The sequence below is a fragment of the Acinetobacter sp. yr461 genome (genome assembly GCF_900110445.1).
GTDB lineage: Bacteria > Pseudomonadota > Gammaproteobacteria > Pseudomonadales > Moraxellaceae > Acinetobacter > Acinetobacter calcoaceticus.
The window spans coordinates 44581-64235 of sequence record NZ_FODU01000012.1 but is presented as its reverse complement, the minus strand read 5'-3'; the positions used below and the strand labels follow the sequence as shown (position 1 = coordinate 64235).

Here is a 19655-nt window from a genome sequence, read left to right as displayed (position 1 = left end):
TGAGATGATTCAACTTAATTTGAGTTATTTATGAACCCAAGGCACAGCTGGTGAACCAATCCACGCAGATTTAGCAGGAATATTTTCACCTTTCATGACCAACGTTAATGGCCCTAGCACTGCATGATGGCTAACATTAGCGTTGTATAAAATAATACTACGTGAATTTACGACTACATCATTTCCAACATTGACCTTTCCAATTTTCATAATACGATCTTCAAACAAGTGGGTTTGTGGTCCTGAAAAGCTATTAAATTCTGCACGGTCACCAATGCTTACACAGTCAAATTCTGTGATATCAGCCGTATCCATGTAGACATCTTTACCAATTCGAACACCTAAAATACGCAAGAAGAATGGCAACATTGGCGTTCCTCTTAAGTAATTTAAGAAGTTTGGAATGGCAACTGATTCATATAAGCTGGTAATCCCTTCACTTAACCACACAAACATGGTCCACATTGGCGCTGAACGTGGTTGATAACGTCCAATCAAGATCCATTTTAATAAAGCCACAATAATGAAACAGCCGATGCCATAGAGCAGCCCTGCAATGGTTAATGCTAATAGTCCTTTCGCTATGCCGTAGTTATTAATAACATCAATAACGTCTAATACAATCATATAACCTACGCCAATTGCGAGTGCGGCTGGCAATACAACACGAAGTCCTTCAATAAAACCACGCATGAAACGGCGCTTGAAACTTGGTTTAAACGTTAAATGGTCAGGATATTTTTCGGCAGCTTCACGCGCAGGCAATAATAATGGCGGAGAACCAAACCAAGTTTGACCATCATACATTTCAAGGTTATCTGGTGTTTTTGACTGTACGCCAATTAAGACATTGTCTGGCAAGACAGTTCCATCAGCAATATAAGCACTGTTTCCGACAAAGCTACGATTTCCGATTTTAGTCGCTTTTAACGACATCCAACCGCCTTTAATTTCTTCATCGCCTAACATTACCGCATCGGCAATAAAGCTTTCTTCACCCAAAGTCAGCATTTCGGGAATCACACCCGTTGCTGTAGAAATTTCAGTATTTTTACCGACTTTTGCCCCGAGCATACGGAACCATGTAGGCGCATAAATCGTAGCAAACAGGCCATGCAATGTTTGTAAGCTTGTTTCTAAAATTTGAGCCGCAAACCATTTACGATAGTAAGTTCCACCATGAACTGCATAGGTTCCTGTCTCAAGGCTCGGTAATACAATTTTGCGCAGCCCAGAAGAAATTACAGCAGTAATCATCATCATCATTGCACTAGCAGGAATCGCTAAAATGAAATAATAAAGTGCGATTTGGAAGTGGTTATTCGGATTGATATTAAATACGTTTACATCTAACCAATCGACCAAAAGGAAACTTGGAAAAATTGGAATAAAGAAGATACAAGCAATAATTAAAGCACTAACACCATAATATCCATATTCAGAAATTTTACGAATGAACGATAATTTAGGTCGTTCTGGCATTTTAGCGTGTTCATCTACATGCCCTATTTTTTTAGCTGGCGTACCATCCCAAATTTCTCCGGCCGGTACAACCGTGTCATATTCAATTGAAGTTAAGGCATTTACATGAGCTTGTTTTTCTAACACTGTATTTTCTTCCAATACAGCATATGAACCCACATAGCTATCTTGTTTAAGGTGAATTGAGCCCAACACCAAATGGCCATGTTCGACTTTGGCATTTTCTAAATTCACTTGAGAGCCAATACTCACACCATCTTCAACAGTTAATAAAGATGGCATACGAATATGAACTGAACTAATCGTGACATCATGTCCGATTTTCGCGCCCAGTGCTTTTAAATAGAGGTTAAGTAAAGTTGAACCCGACAAAAGATAAACTGGTGAAATATTGCTAATACGGTCTGCTAACCACCAACGGAAATAAGTCATTCCCCAAAGTGGATAACGACCTGCACCAATGCCCAACATTAATAATCGTTTTACCGTAATTGAAAGCACAAAACTGCTAACAATAACGCTGATATAAACCAATAGAGACAACGCGATTGCATATGGAATGCTATCTCGGGTTCCCCCTGTAAAATAGTGATAGGTAAAGAATGGTGCCAACCACTGCAAAATATTAATCGAGATTAAAACGGGAATAGTTGCAAACTGAACGATACCACATAGCCATTTATAAGTTTGATTGCGTGGGTTGTCTTGCCCAATCTGACTATCAAATAAAGTAGGCTCTGGTTGCTCCAACATTAAAGCTGCTATAGCCCCCACTCTGCGGGCTTGATATAAGCTTTGAATTGTAAGATGGCTATATTGAGGATGTTCACGCAGGTTTGAAATTAAAACGGCCGCTAAAAGCGAATGCCCACCTAAATCATCAAAGAAGTCCGAATCTAGCTTAATCGGCATGTTTGGAAACAGGCGAGTCAAAATTTCAAATAAGATTTCTTCTGCTGGATTTTGTGGCTGATCAGACTCACTGCGGTCAATCACACTAGTGAGCGGTCTTGCTTTTAACGCTTTACGGTCAATTTTCCCAGATAATAAACGCGGTACTTCTTCAATAATCTCAAAACGATTCGGCACCATATAAGGTGGTAAACGTTGACCCAGATTATGTCGAAGCTGCTTAATCTCTATAGGCTGTTTTGCATCAAGTTCAGGTGCAATAAAAGCAATAAGCTGATCAATCCCGTCTTCTGGTCTTAAAATTACCGCTGCTGTACCAATACCGTCAATATCGCAAAGCGCCGCTTCAATTTCACCAAGTTCAACACGGAAACCACGGATTTTTACCTGATCATCAGCACGCCCTAAGCAGTGCACCTGACCAAATTCATCAATTTTTGCCAAATCACCAGTACGGTAAAGTAACTCTTCACCCGCACTCATTGCCCAAGGGTTTTCAATAAACTTATCAGCCGTTAAGTCAGGTCTACCTAAATAGCCTGGTGCCACACTTGGGCCAAAAATACAGAGCTCACCTGTTTCACCTTGAGCCAGTAATTCTCTTTCAGCGTTAATGACTAACATGCCATAGTTTGGTAAAGGTTTCCCAATCGTGACGGGTTTACCACGTTCTAACGACTCAAGGCTTGCAGTAACCGTCGTCTCAGTTGGACCATAGGTATTAAACATTTGATGGTGAGGTAATGCCCAACGGTCAACGAGTGAATCCGGACACATTTCCCCACCTAAGTTAATAATTCTTAAGTTAGGTACATCTTCAGGGAATAAAGCCAGTAATGTTGGTACAGCATGCAATACTGTAATTTGTTCCTGCTTTAATGTTTGGCATAACCGCTCAGGGTCACTCACCAAGTTTTTTGGAGCAATCCATAATGTTGCCCCAACTAAATAAGATAACCAGATTTCTTCAAATGACATATCGAAAGCGACTGAAAAGCCTTGATAGACCTTGTCTTGCTCTTGAATCCCTAAAATACTGTTTTCACTACGCAGAAAGTGACAAATATTTTTCTGGGTAATCACAATACCCTTCGGCTTTCCGGTTGAGCCTGAAGTGTAAATAATATAGGCAGGTTGATCTGGGGTAGTTTTCGGTAAGCTTACTTGTTTAATAACAGGCTGTTGTAGCTCAGTGTTTGTCCATTTGGTTTGTGACACTTCAGCTAAATGTTCATACCATTCATGTGTAGTAATCATTCCTACAGCTTCAGCATCTTCAAGACAAACTGCAATACGGTCTGCTGGCGTATCCATATCAAAAGGAAGCCAAGCCGCACCACTCAAACAAATTGCCAGTTGTGCTTTTAAAAGCTCAATACCCCTTGGTAGCCATAACCCGACAATATTCCCCGCTTTTACCCCATTTAAAGTCAGTTGTTGCGCCATAACGAAAGCTTGCTGATATAACTCGCCATAGCTCAGCGTTTTATTTGCTTCAATTAAAGCTGTTTTATCTGAGAGATTTTGAGCGGTTTGAATAAAAATATCGGCGAGTACTTCATCTTGCAAAAATTCGGGGTGAAATTTACCACGAATAATATTTTTCGAGCTTGTTACGCATTGGTTCATTTTTATAACTCTCTTTAAGTTCTTGATTTAACCTAAATACAGTCATGTTTGGATTTTTATGACCTATTAAAGAAATCAATTGTTAGGCTACAAATTAAAGAGTTGAACTTAAATGAAGATTAAAGATTTTATTTTAAGCGTAGAGAGTGAGTTATTAACTTAGAAGAACAATCGATTTTTATGACTTATAAATCAAACGGGAATGACAATAAGGGAAAATATATGCACGTGTTTCAATAAAATTTAAATAGCTTTATTCAAAATTGATATAAGTCGAGAAAATAAAAAACAGGCATGAAAAAAAGCCCTCGTCATTAACAAGGGCTTTTTAAGAATTTGGCGGAAGCGGTGAGATTCGAACTCACGGAGGACTCACACCCTCGTCGGTTTTCAAGACCGGTGCATTAAACCGCTCTGCCACGCTTCCAACGAGCGCTATCATATAAACAAAAAGCCAAGTTGGCAAACCTTTTATTTAACTTTTAATTCAAACGCTCAAAATAAATACAAATTAATTTAGTTTTCTGGGTTTTCGCTCTTCTCATAGCGAATTGTATTGATATACCAAAGCTTTTTTCCAGATGGCGTATGCACTTCAATCTCATCATCTACTTCTTTGCCAAGCAGTGCACGGGCCATCGGTGATTCAATCGAAATATGTTGCGGGTGATGATCATAAATTTCATCAATCCCCACAATACGTAAAGTTTTTTGCTCACCTTCTTCGTTTTCAATCTCAACCCAAGCGCCGAAATAAACCTTACCGGCTTGCTCAGGGGAGTAATCAATGATTTTTAATTCTTCTAAACGTTTTCCTAAATAGCGTACTCGTCGATCAATTTTTCTAAGTAGCTGCTTGTTGTACTGATAATCTGCATTTTCACTGCGATCACCCAAGCTTGCAGCCCAATTCACTTTCTTTGTGATTTCCGGTCGTTCTTCATGCCAAAGTTGTTTTAATTCAGCAACTAATTTGTCATGCCCTGATCGGGTGATTAAGTTAGATTTCATGATTAAAAACCACTGTTCAACAACATATCGCTTACAAGATGTAGCATTTTATACCCTATTTTCTCATATCAGAAGTGTATAAATTTTCTTCCTTAAGAAATTCATGTGTTTATGATGATATATCGAATATTTAATTGTACGAAATTTGACAATACTTTTTTTCAATACTATGATGCGCGCAGATTAAATGTTGAGCATTTTTTAACCTTTTAGAAAACTATGTAGATTTTCTACACAGTTTGTTTTTTTCATTTCATGTCATTTTGAATGACGTCATGACTGCCCACCCCTTATTGAATTTATCAACTTTTAAAAGTTATGGCAGCTTATTGTCTGACTTTTTGGGCATAAATTATCTGTAGCGGAGACAACATGCACAGTAATTCAAGTTCAGGGTCGAGGCTTTGCCTTAACTCTTTATTTTCTTCTCTCCCGTTAAAAGCACTTGCACTCAGTACTATGCTTTTTCCATTTCATAGTATTAATGCAGGAAAAACCCTACAGTACAATACTGTAGTAAATACAAACACTCTAACTGTTGTTGCGGTAGAAAGCCCGACAACCGTTTTCAAAGAAGATCAGTTCTTACATGGTTTTGGTTACGACTTAGCACGTAACTATGCACAAACCCTTAATGTAAAGCTGGACTTTAAAATTGTGGCAGACAATGCCACTGCACTTAGATGGGTTCAGCAAGGTAAAGCAAACTTTGCAATGACGACCGCAGGTTTAAGTACCATCGAGAACAAAGGTTTGATGTCTTTTTCTGCAAGTTGTGGCGACACAGTCAGTTTGCAAAAAAATGGTTTAAATTCTGAGTTGAGCTGGGTATTTAAACAAGCTGATGACCCCCTCACCCAGACTGCTAGTGGCTTTGTATGTCAAAGTAAGCAAAATGGTGTAACCCAGCAACTTGCTTCTTTCTATAATCGTAATGTGGTAAAACCAGAAGCTTGGTCAACCATTCAGCGTGACTTAACGACGCGTTTACCGATTTATAAAGCGAGCTTTAAACAAAGTGCAGCTAAATATGATCTCGACTGGCATTTACTTGCAGCCATTGGTTATCAAGAATCATATTTAAAGCCAGAATCTGTTTCTCCCACAGGTGTTCGTGGCTTAATGATGCTCACCAATAGCACTGCTCGAGCAATGGGTGTAAGCAATCGTAGTGATCCAGCTCAAAGCATTCAAGGTGGAGCAAAGTATTACGACCAGATGCTAAGTGAATATGATGATATTCCTTTCCCTGATCGGAACTGGTATGCGCTTGTGGCCTATAATATGGGACCAGGTGCGGTAAACCAGATTCAGAAGCGCTTGCAGGCACAAGGGAAAGATCCAAATCAGTGGGTTAATCTCTACGATTATTTGCAAAGTAATAAAACGCGTAATGGTCGATATAAGCAAGCGGTTCAATATGTCACTCGTATTCGTGCTTATCTTGAACATATCAAAACGGCGCAAACACGAATCAATATCTAATTTTTATTGTTTAAAAGTTGATAAATTCATTGTTTGTATGAATAAAAAGCTTACCTCTTGGGGTAAGCTTTTTATATGAATTCTTTTAAATTTAAGCTGTTTGCTCTAATACTTTCTTAAATAAATCTTTTTGTTCTTGGCTTGGCTTAGCTGTTTGCAAAGCCATCAATTGAGACATATCGCCTTGAACTTTAATTTTTCCAGTCATGAATGCCTGCATAGCAGCAGCCATATCAAACTCTAAGAATACTTTACGTAAAGTTTCAGCATCCATATTTAAAGTTGTTTTGGCATTTGAAGACAAACCTTTTTTGATTTTACCCCCATCTAAAGCTAATTCGGTATTTCCAGAAGCATCTGTAACTACTAAATTAATTGCCAAATTCGCAAGAGCGGGTGGCAAATTAAGATCCCCTGCTTCAGCAGTTAATTTTTCGACAGTAGCAAACCAATCTTCAGTTAAAAATGCAGGCATGATTCTTCCTCAAATTTATTTGTTCAATTTCTCTAGTTGCCTATCCAGACAACATCATGTGAAGCAATTCTGCTTGAGCGTTGTTATAGCATGTAATTTAAATTTTGGGCTATGACTTTTTGTACGGAACATTCATTTTTTAGTATTTTGATACATTAAAGGCACTTGTTTATAAAGTGCCTTTAATTGACTTATCAAGTAGTTTTACTCAGCAGCAAAACTTAAGTTCACAACATCTAAGCGATTCTTAAGCTCTTCTGGATCTTTAAAATCCAGCTCGCGCTGAGAATCTAGCGCTTCGAAATCAAACAATTCACGGTCCGCTAACTGAGACGGAGATACGTTTTGTAACGCACCGAAAATGCTGTGTAAGCGTTTTGGATATTGTTTATCCCAATCACGTAGCATGTCATTAAGCATGGCACGCTGTAAGTTTTCCTGCGAACCACAAAGGTTACATGGAATGATTGGGAACTGACGCAACTCGGCATACTTGATGATGTCTTTTTCTTCAACATATGCCAATGGACGAATCAGAATATTCTTCTTATCTGATGATAAAAGCTTTGGAGGCATCGCCTTTAAACTACCACCATGAAACAGATTTAAGAAGAACGTTGCAAGAATGTCATCGCGATGATGTCCTAAAGCAACTTTAGTCGCACCAATTTCTTGTGCAAAGCCATACAAAGAACCACGGCGTAAACGCGAACATACTGCACAGTAGGTTTTACCTTCCGGTGTTAAACGCTTAGTAATGGTATAGGTGTCTTTTTCTAAAATGTAATATGGAATGTTATTTTCTTCCATATAACGAGGTAAGACATCTTCAGGAAAGCCTGGTTGCTTTTGGTCAAGGTTAACAGCAACAACATCAAAATTGATTGGTGCAATACGTTTAAACTGCAACATGATATCGAGCAAGGTATAACTGTCTTTACCACCAGACACACACACCATGACCTTATCGCCCTCTTCAAGCATATTGAAGTCACGAATAGCATGCCCAACTTGACGGCGAAGCTTCTTGAGCAAACGGTAATAGGCCGAGCTTGTTGGAAGTTCAGGCTTAAAATTAAATCCCTGATTAGACTCAACTGGCGCGTACATAGACGAGATATACCCATAAATAAAAATACCGCGCAATTTTATATGATTCGGACGAGAATCGCATCAAAAGAATAGTTTCAATTCTTGAAGCCGTCACATTGCTCCTGCATGATGCAAAAGTCGTGCTTTATTTTGACTAGTGCGTTCAAAATTTGTGCAAAGTGCTTACTTTTTGGACTTTTCCACAGTTTTCCACAAAACCTGTGGATAAAATTGTGGATTTCTTCGTACTTGACAAACTGTTTAGACCTTCTGTTAAGGGTTTTATTTAAATTGATCATTTTTTAACCAATGTTTTTTACATTTAAATATCAACATGTTAGTCAAGTCAATAGAATCATTTTAAAAATAATTTTTAATTTTTTTTGATGAGCATTCGAACAAAACAGCTTGATTTTTTGAAAGAGTCGAAATAAAAAAAATTACACAAAAGTTCTTTCTGTAATATTTTTTGATAAACTCTTCGACAAGTTTTGAATATCTTAAAATTGTGAATAACATAAAATGAAAAAACCGGTTCAATTTCTTTTTTCTTGTTTACTGGGGATGACCACTTTTTCGGTCGGCATAACGTCGAGTTCAGCAGGTCAGATGTATATTTACCAAGATAAAAATGGTAGTACATTGCTGACGAATCGAAAAAGTTATGATCAATCACTTAAAAAAGTAAAAGTGACCTATTACCCTGACAGTAATATTCATAGTTATACCAACTGGGGAGCCTCAGAGGCCTCTGTTCTACCAAGCTACAATAAAAATAAAAACGCTTTTGACCACATTATTAAACAGGCTGCACAGCAACACGGCGTATCAGAAGGCTTAATTAAGGCCGTCATGCATACCGAGTCAGGATTTAATGTAAATGCCCGCTCTCCTGTGGGTGCACAAGGCCTTATGCAGCTTATGCCTGCGACTGCACGTCGATTTAACGTGACCAATGCCTTCGATGCCCAGCAAAATATTTTTGCAGGTGCAAAATATTTAAGCTGGCTGCTCAAGCGGTTTCGGGGCAATACACAAATGGCTCTTGCTGCTTATAATGCAGGTGAAGGTAACGTTGATAAATACGGCGGTATTCCACCTTTTCGTGAAACCCAAGATTACGTGCGCCGTGTAACCAGTCGATATCAAAACTTATATTCATCTGGTTCAGGTTTTTCATCTTTTACTAATTCTTCTAATACTTCAGCGCAAGTCTCTTCTCAGTCTTCTAATTTAACGGAAAACACAACAGCTCAAATAGCAGCGCCAGCACCTAAATATTCCTCTTCTCGTCAAATTGTGACTTTATCTAATGGGACATTTACTGATGCACCTACGGGTACTTATGTCACGAACAACGCCACGGCTATTGCACATATTCGAATTGAATAAGAACTTTTAATGACGGATCTATTCCGTCAAATTTCTGTGCTTTAAATTGTAAAGATCTATTACCTGATCCTTACCATTTAGGCGAATTTAGCCAATAATTCTTTAAATTTAGGTACATTCTACTTCGTGAAAGAATGTATCAATTCCTTATTTTTTTCTTGAATTTTTCCCCTAAGCCCCGCATATTAGCTGCATGATTTAGAATTTGTAAATCAGATAACATTTTATTTATAAGAGGGTTTTCTCAATGATGCGGATTGGTTTGTTTTTGCTTACCAACCTCGCGGTACTGGTTGTAGCTGGCATTATTTTGTCACTCTTCGGTGTCGGTAGTTACCATGGCGCGGGTGGCTTGAATCTAGGCAACCTTTTAGTGATCTGTTTTGTGTTTGGTATGGTGGGATCTTTAATCTCGTTATTCATGTCAAAATGGATGGCTAAGAAAACGACCGGTACAGAACTGATCGACCCGAATGCTCCCCGTAACCAAGCTGAAAGCTGGTTATTGCAAACAGTCGCTGAACTTTCTCAACGTTCTGGTATTAATATGCCAGAGGTTGGTATTTTTCCATCATATCAATCCAATGCTTTTGCAACAGGTTGGAATAAAAATGATGCCTTAGTTGCCGTTTCATCTGGTCTACTTGAGCGTATGAATAAAGATGAGCTCCGTGCTGTGCTTGCGCATGAGATTGGTCACGTTGCGAATGGTGACATGGTTACCCTAGCACTCATCCAAGGTGTCGTGAACGCCTTTGTTATGTTCTTTGCTCGTGTAGTCGGTGACTTTATCGACCGTAATGTTTTTGGTCGTCAAGATGATCAAGCCCCAGGTATGGGTTACTTCGTTATTACCATGGTATTAGATATTGTCTTTGGTATTCTCGCTTCTGCGATTGTGATGTGGTTCTCTCGTTATCGTGAATATCGTGCTGATGAAGCAGGTGCGCGTTTAGCAGGTAAACAAGCAATGATTTCTGCATTATTACGTCTACAAGCTGAGACAGAAATGCCAGATCAAATGCCAAAAGAAATGAAAGCTTTCGCGATTGCGGAAGGTAAAGAACAAGGTTTCAGCTTAGCTGCTTTGTTCCAAACCCACCCAACAATTGAACAGCGTGTAGCAGCTTTACATCAATTAGACTGCCCATAAAACGTTTAACGTGAAGAAATAAAGCCTCCAATCGGAGGCTTTATTTTTATGACATTGATTGATAAAAGCTCCACAGATAACTTGCTCCCCACCAAACAGCCAAGCCAATTAAAAGCAGTACAAAGGCACCTAATAAATCGGGTATATGTAACCATAACCAACTCACCACAGGATTACGCCAGAAGGCTGAGTGCTGCTGCTTCTTTTCAAGCTTTTCATGTAAATATGGATGAACGACATGAATATCACTTTGAATCGCATATTCTTCACGTATGTGCGTATGCACCACATCTAATGCTTTTCTACTAGGACGTATAAAAATATCGAAAATAGTTCCTGCAACCGGAACAAAGCCCACTACAGCATCTACAACTGCCAGTTTAATGACTGGAGTTAATTTATGTTGGGGTACACCAATTTGTTTGGCTTTATATATGGCATAGCACGTCAGCGCGAAACCAGCAACATCACCAGCAATTGGAATCGTACTCAATGCAGCATCAGCACCAATACCCTGCTTTGTAAAAGGAATGCGAACCGCACTATCCATCATGGTGGCAAACTTGGCAAGGTCTCGTTCTAGTGCGATGACCTGCTGCTCTGTTAATTTTTTTTCTTGAGGCATCTAAATCAAATATATGAAGAGAAGTTAAACTTAATATACTTGATTTAATACCTCTTTTTAAAATTGTTTACTTTTAACTAGAAGCTTTCGATCTAAACAATGAACGAAGCAACACGTACATCACTGGAATAAAGAATAAAACCAGCACAGTACCAAACATAACACCACCTAAAATACTAATACCGATTTCTTGGCGACTCACAGCCCCTGCGCCTTGAGCAAAGACCAAAGGGATTACTCCAGCACCGAAGGCTAAGGAAGTCATTAGAATGGGTCTTAAACGCAAGCTAGCGCCTTCTAAAGCCGCTTGAATCGCATTCTTACCTTTTTCTTGAGCCAATGCTGCAAACTCAACAATCAAAATTGCATTTTTGCACGATAGGCCAATCGTGGTTAACATTGCGATTTGGAAATACACGTCATTTGGTAGTCCAAAAATATAAGAGAAAATTACACTTCCCCCTACGCCAAGCGGAATAGATGTCATCACAGCCGCGGGAATGCTCAAGCTTTCATATAAAGCAGCTAAACATAAGAAAATAAAGCCTGCCGAGATTAAATATAACCAGACTGCCTGATTTGTCGACTTCTGTTCTTCAAAAGATAAGCCAGTCCATGCTAAACCTACATCCTTTTGCTGATTAACAAGTTGTTCAACATCTTTCATTGCTTGACCTGAACTGCTGCCACTCGTAACATCTGCTTGTAGCTGTAAAGCACTATATCCCATATAGCGTTTTACGATTTCAGGAGCTCCGCCCCAGCTAAAGTTAGCAAATGAACTAAAAGGCACCATTTCATTTTGGTTATTACGTACAGACCAATTATATAAATCTTCCGGTTTTGATCTGAACTCAGCATCACCTTGAATCATGACACGCTTGATACGACCACGATCGATAAAGTCATTCACATAAGTTCCACCCCACGCACTCGACAGGGTGTTATTAATCGCAGGTAGCTCTAGCCCATTTGCTAATGCCTGTTTCTGGTCAATTTTGATATTTAGGTTTGCTTTACTATTGGTTGATTGCTTATCAAAATTTTCGAAAGTTGAGTAACTTTTGCTCTGTGTTTGCAATTGACGGAAGGTGCTATCCAGAAAATCTTGCCCCTGCCCATTTAAATCTTGAATCCATAAATCCATGCCATCAGTTTGACCTAGACCATTGACTGAAGCAGGTAAAGTCACATTGATTTGAGCATTATTAAAACGGCTAAAATATTTCATCGCACGCTTTTGTATAGCGTCTGCCGAATCATCTTTTCCTGTACGCACATCCCATGGTTTTAAAGCAATAAATCCTTGTGCCAAGTTTTGTCCTGTACCCGAGTAATTTCGGCCATAACGGATTAAAACCAAGTCAACATTTTTATCTTCTTGAGTCAGGAAATATTGACGAACTTGTTCTCCAATTTTCTGACTTTGAGAAATTGGGGCGCTATCAACAAGTTTAATTTGAACACTTAAAATGCCTTGATCTTCTTTAGGAATAAAACCACTTTTTAAACCACTATAGAACAGGGCGAAAACAGCAATCAAAGCCACAAAAATCACAACAACCGATTTATTGTAACGAATACTTGTTTGTACGATCTTTATATATTGATTTTTAAGTTGATCAATTTTTTGGTTAAACCAAACTGCCCAACGCATAGGCTCAGGGTTAGGTTTTAAAATTAGGGCACACAAAGCTGGTGTAAGCACTAAGGCAACGACGAGCGACAACGCCATAGCGGCAACTAAAGTAATGGAAAACTGACGGTAAATAACCCCAATTGAACCACCTAAAAAGGACATTGGAATAAAAACCGCAGTTAAAACCAATGTAATCCCAATTAAAGCTCCACTAATTTCTCCCATCGACTCAATGGCTGCTTCTTTCGGTGTTAAGTGCTGTTCATGCATGAGCCGTTCAACGTTTTCCACGACTACAATTGCATCATCAACTAACAAGCCAATGGCGAGTACCAGTGCAAATAAAGTTAAAGTGTTAATACTAAAACCAAGCACATATAAGACAGCAAAAGTTCCTAAAATAACAACCGGAACGGTAATACTCGGAATGAGTGTAGCGCGCCAACTTTGTAAAAATAGGAACATCACCAAAATAACGAGAATAATCGCTTCAATAAGCGTCTTCACTACTTCCTTAATCGACTCTTGCACAAATGGCGTGTTATCTCGTGGATAAACAATTTTATATCCGGCAGGTAACTTGCTTGTAACCTGATCTAGAGTTTGATGGATAAGCTTAGAGGTTTGAATGGCATTCGCACCTGAAGATAACGAAATACCTAAACCTGCGGCAGGATAACCATTAATGGTATTAAAAGACTGATAATTTTCTGCACCCAACTCAACTCTCGCAATATCTTTTAAATAGACATAGCTCGCGGTTTGATTTGATTTCACTACAATATTTTTAAACTCTTCAACTGTTTTTAGTCGAGAACCTGCTGTAACTTTCGTATTTAAATATTGCCCATCGATAACAGGTAAATCACCAATTGCACCAGCGGCCACCTGTGTATTTTGAGCGGTGATTGCACTGGCAACGTCACTTGGCATTAAATTATATTGTTTTAATTTATCGGGATTTAACCAGATTCGCATTGCATATTGCGAACCAAACACATCTGACTCACCAACCCCTTCAATACGGTTTAAGTCATCTACCACATGCGTTGTTAAATAGTCCGATAGCTCAATATTGCCCGCTTTACCTGTCGAGTCATATAAACCTACCACCATAAAAGTATCGCCGAGTGACTTACTCACCGTCACCCCTTGGCGTTGGACTTCATCTGGTAAACGTCTTATTACACCACTAATACTATTTTGTACTTGCACCTGTGCCGTATCTGGATTTGTTCCATTATCAAAACTAATCGTAATTCGGCTACGTCCTGATGAGTCACTGGTCGAACTGAAATAAAGTAAGTGATCAATACCTTGTATTTGCTGTTCTAAAATCTGAGTAACACTTTGCTCAACCGTTTGTGCATCTGCCCCACTATAACTTGCCGATACTGTAATTTTTGGAGGTGCAATATCAGGATAACGTTCTACGGGTAAATTCAGCACCGAGAAAATACCAAATGCCATAACAATAATTGCTAGTACACTGGCAAAAATAGGGCGCTGAATAAAGAATTTAGATAGCATGGCTGCTCAGAATTAAGTCGTCAATTAACAGGTGGCAATACCGAATTCGGCATCTTGATCATCAACGAGCGATATATAAAAGACAAGTAGAATTAACACAATAAATGCAATTAAGACAAAAACAAAGCCAGAATGGGCATTTCCTACAAACCCATAAAAAAGGTTTTAACAAGTGTCACTGAAAATTCATGAATTCTTCATGATCACGTCAAGTTCAACGAGCAGACTAAATGCGTTTCGACTAAAACAATATGAGTAGCATTATGTTTAAAAAAGCAATTTTATGCTTAAGTTTAATTAGCTTGGTTGGTTGTAATGACGATGATAAAACTGAAAACACGCCAACTACACCAGAATATCAACTTCCTAAAATTTTAGTGATAGGACACCGTGGAGCTAGCGCTTTACGTCCAGAACACACCTTAGCTTCATATCAAAAAGCCATAGATGATGGTGCAGATTTTATTGAACCTGATCTAGTGTCTACAAAAGACGGCGTATTAGTTACTCGCCATGAAAATGAGATTGGTGGAACAACCAATGTGAGTACCTTAACTCAATTTGCAGACCGTAAAGTAACGAAAAATATTGATGGCAAGGACTTAACAGGTTGGTTTACGGAAGACTTTACTTTAAATGAATTACAGCAAATTAAAGCGCGTGAGCGTATTCCAGAGTTCCGACCTGCAAACACCGCTTATAATGATCTCTATCCAGTCCCGACCCTAGAACAAGTCATTGAGCTGGCTGAAGCAAATTATAAAAAAACTGGAAAAATTATTGGTTTATATATTGAAACTAAACATCCGACTTACTTTAAAAATCATAATCTGGCAATGGAAGATACCCTTCTTAAAACATTAGCCAAATATAAATATACACGTGATATTGCACCTGTCTATTTACAGTCTTTTGAAGTCAGCAATTTAAAATATCTAAAAGATCAACTCGACCTTCATAAAACCATTAAACACGCACAAATCATTCAATTATATGATGCTAAAACCTCTCAACCAGCTGACTTTGTTGAATCTGGAGAAACTAAAACTTATGCCGATTTAGCCACGTCACAAGGATTAAAAGACGTTGCTAAATATGCAAATGGTGTAGGACCAAGTAAAGGCTATATTCTGAGCTTTAATGACAATGGCTCAGTTCAAACGACTTCATTTATTTCTGATGCACATACAGCTGGCTTAAAAGTACATCCTTATACTTTCCGTCCAGAAAATAATTTTTTACCAGCGCCTTTAAAATGCAGTCAAGATAAACCAGCTGAGCGCTGCCCATCTGGTGCTTTAAAAGAGTTTGAAGCATATTTCAAAGCGGGTGTTGATGGAGTCTTTACAGATGACCCAGCACTTGGCCGTGAAGCTGTTAATAACTTTGAGAAAGCAGCAAAATAATCAAAGTTTCTAATAAAAAACAGGGCAATAAATGCCCTGTTTTTTTATTTCTCTACGACATTATCAAAATAAAGTGGGATCCACTGATATTGCTCAGCATTTACTTTATAAACATGACCAATGCCTGGGAATGGTAAATGTGGCGCTGCAACCCATTGCTGCTTATTTGAAATTTCAGCAAACATTTTTAAACGGGTATTAATCGCCTGCTCAGAGTTCACATCAAAATCTACGCCTGTTTTTGGAGCATCAAACTGCAAAGAATGTGAGTGAACAATGTCTCCGACAAAAATGATTTGTTGATCATTACTCTTTAAGCGAAAACTATGATGACCAGGTGTATGACCACGTGTATCGATCACTTCAAAGCCTTGAATGACATCACCATCTTTAAATGTCTTAAATGCTTTTTTTGCTTGATAGGGAGCAAGAGCAGTTTTTACATTTTTCACAGTACTTAAGTAGCTTTCTTTTTTATCTGCTGGCACTGTTTTTTCAGAAGCTGGATTTAACCAATAATCAGCCTCACGTTCATGTGCATAAACGGTTGCATTTGGAAATACAGCTTTTCCATTTTGAGCAATACCGCATACATGATCTGGGTGTAAATGCGTGAGCAATACTGTTTTTACATTTGCAAGTTGATAACCTGCCAATTCAATATTTTTCGCAATCGAGCCAAGTTGTGGACCAAAGCAACTTGCTGCACCACTATCCACAAGCGTCAAACTTTTGCCGTCATCTACTAAAAATGCATTGACCGAAGTTTGAATCCCCTTCTCATTCACAGCAGCATATTTAGTTAATATTTTAGTTTTCTGAGTCTGATTTAAGTTTTTAAATAAATTAGGATTTAGATAAATTGTGCCATCAAGTAAAGAAGTCACACGATATTTACCAAATTGATGGTGATAATAACCTGGTACTTGCTGGGTAGGAGCTTGCTCGGCATACGTTGCATGCATGCTACAGAATGCAAGACCCAAAGCTACACATAATTTTTTCATCTCTTCTTCTCTATTCAGTTATAAAGTCAAAATCTTTAAAAAAGATTTAATAATTTTTTAAGACCCAAATTATATAATGCATGAAATGTGTCAGAAATATAAGTAAATGAATAGCTATTCTCCTTATAAGGGCAAAACTGGTCTTAAGCGTATATTAAATGCAACGGGCTACTCTATTTCCGGATTTAAAGCAGCGTATAAAAATGAAGCAGCTTTCCGTCAAATTGTTTTTATTAATCTTATTTTAATTCCAGTCAGTTTTTTTCTTGATGTAACCCGCAGTGAACATGTCTTACTCATTATTGTATGTTTATTTGCAATGAGCGTTGAACTGTTCAATTCAGCTATTGAAGCTGTAGTTGACCGAGTTTCTCTTGAAAAACATCAACTTTCTAAAAATGCAAAAGATATGGGAAGTGCTGCTCAATTTGTTGCACTTTCTATTATTGCCATTACATGGTTGTTCATTTTATTAGGATAAAAAAAACCATGCTTATAAGTAAATAAGCATGGCTGTAACAAAGAGGAACTTCTAGCTGCTGTTCCTGTTTTTTAATATAAGTCATTGAACTTAACGATTTCTTAAAATCACGTAAAATAAAAAATCCCTGCATTTGCAGGGATTTTTTTAGGTTAAAGCGTTGATGTGTTATTACATCATGCCGCCCATACCACCCATACCGCCCATATCTGGAACAGCTGGTTTATCTTCTGGAATGTCAGTAATCATACATTCTGTAGTTAACATTAAACCAGCTACAGAAGCAGCGTGTTCAAGTGCAGAACGAGTTACTTTAGCAGGGTCAAGAATACCCATTTCTAACATATCGCCATATTCGCCAGTTGCAGCGTTATAACCGAAGTTACCTTCACCAGCTTTAACTGCATTAATCACTACAGATGGCTCATCACCTGCGTTTGAAACGATTTGACGAAGTGGAGCTTCAATCGCACGGCGTAAAATGTTGATACCCGCTGTTTGATCTTCGTTAATGCCTTTTAAGCCATCTAATGCATTTACTGCACGTACTAGCGCAACACCACCACCAGCGACTACACCTTCTTCAACTGCTGCACGAGTTGCATGAAGCGCGTCGTCTACACGGTCTTTCTTCTCTTTCATTTCAACTTCAGTTGCCGCACCGATTTTAATTACAGCAACACCGCCAGCTAATTTAGCAACACGTTCTTGTAATTTTTCACGGTCATATTCTGAAGAAGATTCTTCAATTTGAGCACGGATTTGTTGAACACGCTCAGCGATTGCAGCTGCATCACCAGCACCATCAACAATAACAGTGTTTTCTTTAGAAACAGTGATCTTGTGTGCAGTACCTAAATCTTGAAGAGTCGCTTGTTCTAAAGACATACCAACTTCTTCAGAAATAACAGTTGCGCCAGTCAAGATCGCGATATCTTGAAGCATTGCTTTACGGCGGTCACCAAAACCAGGAGCTTTAACAGCACATACTTTGATAATACCGCGCATGTTGTTTACAACAAGCGTAGCAAGCGCTTCGCCTTCAACATCTTCAGCGATGATAAGAAGTGGTTTACCAGTTTTCGCAACTGCTTCTAAAACAGAAATCAATTCACGAATGTTACCGATTTTCTTGTCAACAAGAAGAATGAACGGGTTTTCAAGCTCAGCTGTTAAAGTATCTTGCTTGTTTGCAAAGTACGGAGAGATATAACCACGGTCAAACTGCATACCTTCTACAACGTCTAATGCGTCTTCGAAGCCAGAACCTTCTTCTACAGTGATTACGCCTTCTTTACCTACTTTTTCCATCGCTTGAGCGATAAGTTTACCAACAGTAGTATCAGAGTTAGCAGAGATAGAACCAACTTGTTCGATCGCTTTGAAATCATCAGCAGGTTTTGCATTTGCACGGATATTTTCAACTACAGTTCTTACTGCGATATCGATACCACGTTTTAAATCCATTGGGTTCATACCTGCAGTTACAGATTTGATCCCTTCATTTAAAATTGCTTGAGCAAGTACAGTTGCAGTTGTCGTACCGTCACCAGCGATGTCGTTAGTTTTGCTAGAAACTTCACGAACAAGTTGAGCACCCATGTTCTCAAACTTGTCTTTTAATGAAATTTCTTTCGCAACAGTTACACCATCTTTAGTGATGTGTGGAGCACCGAAAGAACGGTCAATCACAACGTTACGACCTTTAGGGCCTAAAGTCACTTTAACAGCATCTGCAAGTACGTTTACGCCTGCAATCATTTTTGAGCGAGCTGAATCACCAAATTTTACGTCTTTAGCTGACATATTAAACTCCGAATCTTTTTAAATACTGAATCTGATAATGGATTGAGTTATGGATTGATTAGCCTTCCAACACAGCTAAAATATCTGACTCTTTCATGATTAAGAGTTCTTCACCACTTACTTTCACTGTTGTACCTGCATAAGTACCAAACAATACTTTGTCACCAACTTTAACATCCAAAGCACGTACGCCATTCTCAGTGATTTGACCATTACCTACTGCAATTACCTCACCTTGCGAAGGTTTCTCAGCAGCAGAACCTGGAAGTAAAATACCACCAGCAGTTTTGGTTTCTTCTTCTACGCGACGAATTACAACGCGATCATGTAATGGACGAATGTTGCTCATAATTAACTCCACCAGACTAAGTCTTTTTGATTAATCGTTATTGCCATAATCCAGAGCAATAACAAAATATTTAGATGTCACTTTTGTGGGGATGAAAAAAAACGCTTCAAGGGGAAAATGAAAAAAAACTTCTCTTTTTTGATCATTTTTTAACAGGTTGTGAAGAGTTTTTATTAAATTT

General features: G+C 38.5%; 14 protein-coding genes and 1 tRNA gene. 5 read left to right on the top strand and 10 right to left on the bottom strand.

The window, feature by feature from the left end; genetic code table 11:
* Positions 1–24: 24 nt before the first annotated feature.
* From posA to greB, 3 genes are all read right to left on the bottom strand, one after another.
* A complete protein-coding gene (gene posA, locus BMW38_RS14980; protein WP_092709471.1) occupies positions 25–4023 on the bottom strand; it encodes a delta-poly-L-ornithine synthetase PosA in 3999 nt (1332 codons plus the stop codon).
* A 337-nt stretch (positions 4024–4360) separates the two neighbouring features.
* Positions 4361–4450: transfer RNA gene (locus BMW38_RS14975), tRNA-Ser, on the bottom strand.
* 89 nt (positions 4451–4539) lie between these two features.
* Positions 4540–5034, bottom strand: coding sequence for a transcription elongation factor GreB (gene greB / locus BMW38_RS14970; protein ID WP_092709468.1), 495 nt, complete (start codon positions 5032–5034; stop codon positions 4540–4542).
* Positions 5035–5406: 372 nt separating this feature from the next.
* Between greB and BMW38_RS14965 the strand changes: the two genes are divergently transcribed.
* A complete protein-coding gene (locus BMW38_RS14965) occupies positions 5407–6519 on the top strand; it encodes a transglycosylase SLT domain-containing protein (protein ID WP_092709466.1) in 1113 nt (370 codons plus the stop codon).
* Between the two features lie 91 nt (positions 6520–6610).
* On the opposite strand, the gene BMW38_RS14960 is transcribed toward BMW38_RS14965, so the two are convergent.
* A complete protein-coding gene (locus BMW38_RS14960) occupies positions 6611–6994 on the bottom strand; it encodes an SCP2 sterol-binding domain-containing protein (protein ID WP_003650124.1) in 384 nt (127 codons plus the stop codon).
* Positions 6995–7198: 204 nt separating this feature from the next.
* Positions 7199–8104 carry a tRNA 2-thiocytidine(32) synthetase TtcA gene (ttcA, locus tag BMW38_RS14955; RefSeq protein WP_004643831.1) on the bottom strand — a complete coding sequence of 302 codons (906 nt, stop codon included), beginning with the start codon at positions 8102–8104 and terminating at the stop codon, positions 7199–7201.
* 504 nt (positions 8105–8608) lie between these two features.
* Here ttcA and BMW38_RS14945 point away from each other — a divergent pair.
* A complete protein-coding gene (locus tag BMW38_RS14945) occupies positions 8609–9478 on the top strand; it encodes a lytic transglycosylase domain-containing protein (protein ID WP_213031178.1) in 870 nt (289 codons plus the stop codon).
* Positions 9479–9725: 247 nt separating this feature from the next.
* Entirely contained in the window at positions 9726–10631 is a 906-nt protein-coding gene (gene htpX / locus BMW38_RS14940; RefSeq protein ID WP_092709463.1) for a protease HtpX, read from the top strand.
* Between the two features lie 46 nt (positions 10632–10677).
* Here the strand turns inward: htpX and BMW38_RS14935 are convergent, their stop codons facing one another.
* Positions 10678–11256, bottom strand: coding sequence for a DUF4112 domain-containing protein (locus BMW38_RS14935; RefSeq protein WP_092709460.1), 579 nt, complete (start codon positions 11254–11256; stop codon positions 10678–10680).
* Between the two features lie 73 nt (positions 11257–11329).
* On the bottom strand, positions 11330–14425 hold the full coding sequence (locus BMW38_RS14930) for a multidrug efflux RND transporter permease subunit (RefSeq protein ID WP_092709457.1): 3096 nt from the start codon (positions 14423–14425) through the stop codon (positions 11330–11332).
* Positions 14426–14688: 263 nt separating this feature from the next.
* Here BMW38_RS14930 and BMW38_RS14925 point away from each other — a divergent pair, with 263 nt between their 5' ends.
* On the top strand, positions 14689–15831 hold the full coding sequence (locus BMW38_RS14925) for a glycerophosphodiester phosphodiesterase (RefSeq protein WP_092709454.1): 1143 nt from the start codon (positions 14689–14691) through the stop codon (positions 15829–15831).
* 44 nt (positions 15832–15875) lie between these two features.
* Here BMW38_RS14925 and BMW38_RS14920 read toward each other — a convergent pair whose 3' ends face one another.
* Complete coding sequence (locus tag BMW38_RS14920) at positions 15876–16838, bottom strand: MBL fold metallo-hydrolase (protein WP_092709451.1); 963 nt, start codon at positions 16836–16838, stop codon at positions 15876–15878.
* A 106-nt stretch (positions 16839–16944) separates the two neighbouring features.
* Between BMW38_RS14920 and BMW38_RS14915 the strand changes: the two genes are divergently transcribed.
* On the top strand, positions 16945–17319 hold the full coding sequence (locus tag BMW38_RS14915) for a diacylglycerol kinase (RefSeq protein ID WP_092709448.1): 375 nt from the start codon (positions 16945–16947) through the stop codon (positions 17317–17319).
* A 171-nt stretch (positions 17320–17490) separates the two neighbouring features.
* On the opposite strand, the gene groL is transcribed toward BMW38_RS14915, so the two are convergent.
* Together groL and BMW38_RS14905 are read right to left on the bottom strand one after the other, a co-directional pair.
* Positions 17491–19125: a chaperonin GroEL gene (gene groL, locus BMW38_RS14910; RefSeq protein WP_092709445.1), complete on the bottom strand. Its 1635-nt coding sequence runs from the start codon at positions 19123–19125 to the stop codon at positions 17491–17493.
* Positions 19126–19183: 58 nt separating this feature from the next.
* Entirely contained in the window at positions 19184–19474 is a 291-nt protein-coding gene (locus tag BMW38_RS14905; protein ID WP_002120604.1) for a co-chaperone GroES, read from the bottom strand.
* Positions 19475–19655: the final 181 nt, after the last annotated feature.

What these genes read in the sequence shown, in the direction of transcription:
- posA (WP_092709471.1), bottom strand. Translation starts at nt 4,023, where the DNA reads ATGAACCAATGCGTAACAAGCTCGAAAAATATTATTCGTGGTAAATTT.
- greB (WP_092709468.1), bottom strand. Translation starts at nt 5,034, where the DNA reads ATGAAATCTAACTTAATCACCCGATCAGGGCATGACAAATTAGTTGCT.
- BMW38_RS14965 (WP_092709466.1), top strand. Translation starts at nt 5,407, where the DNA reads ATGCACAGTAATTCAAGTTCAGGGTCGAGGCTTTGCCTTAACTCTTTA.
- BMW38_RS14960 (WP_003650124.1), bottom strand. Translation starts at nt 6,994, where the DNA reads ATGCCTGCATTTTTAACTGAAGATTGGTTTGCTACTGTCGAAAAATTA.
- ttcA (WP_004643831.1), bottom strand. Translation starts at nt 8,104, where the DNA reads ATGTACGCGCCAGTTGAGTCTAATCAGGGATTTAATTTTAAGCCTGAA.
- BMW38_RS14945 (WP_213031178.1), top strand. Translation starts at nt 8,609, where the DNA reads ATGAAAAAACCGGTTCAATTTCTTTTTTCTTGTTTACTGGGGATGACC.
- htpX (WP_092709463.1), top strand. Translation starts at nt 9,726, where the DNA reads ATGATGCGGATTGGTTTGTTTTTGCTTACCAACCTCGCGGTACTGGTT.
- BMW38_RS14935 (WP_092709460.1), bottom strand. Translation starts at nt 11,256, where the DNA reads ATGCCTCAAGAAAAAAAATTAACAGAGCAGCAGGTCATCGCACTAGAA.
- BMW38_RS14930 (WP_092709457.1), bottom strand. Translation starts at nt 14,425, where the DNA reads ATGCTATCTAAATTCTTTATTCAGCGCCCTATTTTTGCCAGTGTACTA.
- BMW38_RS14925 (WP_092709454.1), top strand. Translation starts at nt 14,689, where the DNA reads ATGTTTAAAAAAGCAATTTTATGCTTAAGTTTAATTAGCTTGGTTGGT.
- BMW38_RS14920 (WP_092709451.1), bottom strand. Translation starts at nt 16,838, where the DNA reads ATGAAAAAATTATGTGTAGCTTTGGGTCTTGCATTCTGTAGCATGCAT.
- BMW38_RS14915 (WP_092709448.1), top strand. Translation starts at nt 16,945, where the DNA reads ATGAATAGCTATTCTCCTTATAAGGGCAAAACTGGTCTTAAGCGTATA.
- groL (WP_092709445.1), bottom strand. Translation starts at nt 19,125, where the DNA reads ATGTCAGCTAAAGACGTAAAATTTGGTGATTCAGCTCGCTCAAAAATG.
- BMW38_RS14905 (WP_002120604.1), bottom strand. Translation starts at nt 19,474, where the DNA reads ATGAGCAACATTCGTCCATTACATGATCGCGTTGTAATTCGTCGCGTA.